Below are 1125 nucleotides of genomic sequence, written 5' to 3' on the forward strand. Positions count from 1 at the left end.
AGCCGCCCGCGGAGCGGCTGTACCCCGAGGAGGCACAGTCCGTCGCCCGGGCCGTACCGCACCGTCAGGCGGAGTTCGCCACCGTGCGGCAGTGCGCCCGCCGCGCCCTGGGCACCCTCGGCGTCGAGCCGGCGCCCCTGCTCCCCGGCCGCCGCGGCGCGCCGCAGTGGCCCGCCGGGATCGTCGGCTCCATGACGCACTGCGCCGGCTACCGCGCCGCCGCCGTGGCCCGCCGCGGCGAGGTGCTCGGCGTCGGCATCGACGCCGAGCCCAACGAGGAGCTGAAGGACGGCCTCCTGGAGGCCATCGCGCTGCCGGAGGAGCAGGAGCAGGTACGCGCCCGGCTGCGCGGCACGTCCGGGGTCTGCTGGGACCGGCTGCTGTTCAGCGCCAAGGAGTCGGTCTTCAAGGTCTGGTATCCGCTGACCGGCAGGGAGCTGGACTTCGACGAGGCCCGTATCGACGTGGATCCCGGGGACGGGACGTTCACGGCCCGGATCCTGGTCGACGCGCCCACGGTCGACGGCACCTCCCTGGCCCGTATGGCCGGGCGCTGGCTGTGCCGCAGCGGGCTGGTCGTCACCGCCGTGTCGCTGACCGCGGGTGCCGGCGGGCGCGCCGGGAACGGCGAGTAGGTGCGGGCTGTGCGGGACGGGACGACGTGACGGTCCGGATGTCCCGGTCCTTACCGTATGCGCCGGGAGACGGCGCGAGCACGGTGGGCGGGGAGCGGACGGTGGGCGTCCTGTACGACGCGGGGTCGGCCTGCGCCGCGGAGGTCGCGGCGGCGGCACGCTGCTGCGACGCCGAGTTGTTCCTCGTCGTGGACCGGGCCTCGGACCATGTGCGGGCGCGGCTGCCGGTGCTGACCCGGCGGTTCGCGCTGTGCGACATCACCGGCCTCGCCGCGCGGGACGCGGCGCGGGCGGTCTCCGAGTTCGTACCCGACGGGCTGCTGACCTTCAGCGAGCAACGGATGGAGATGACCTCCGCGATCGCGGCGGCCATCGGCATCCCGTACTGGCACTCCCCCGCGGTCGCCGGGCGGCTCGTGGACAAGCTCCAGCAGCGCCGCACGTTCGCCGAAGCGGGCCTGGACGATCTGCCGTTCGCGCCGGTGGCCGG

The 1125-nt window shown here is 75.3% G+C and carries 1 protein-coding gene and 1 pseudogene; both read left to right on the forward strand.

Annotation, left to right across the window (positions count from 1 at the left end):
- On the forward strand, positions 1 to 635 hold a 635-nt coding region (locus H5J30_RS34875; RefSeq protein ID WP_181791808.1), incomplete at its 5' end, for a 4'-phosphopantetheinyl transferase family protein.
- Between the two features lie 101 nt (positions 636 to 736).
- Positions 737 to 1125: pseudogene (locus H5J30_RS34880) on the forward strand (hypothetical protein); the annotation flags it as partial.

Origin of the sequence: Streptomyces phytophilus (genome assembly GCF_013870535.1) — a bacterium.
Lineage (GTDB): Bacteria > Actinomycetota > Actinomycetes > Streptomycetales > Streptomycetaceae > Streptomyces > Streptomyces phytophilus.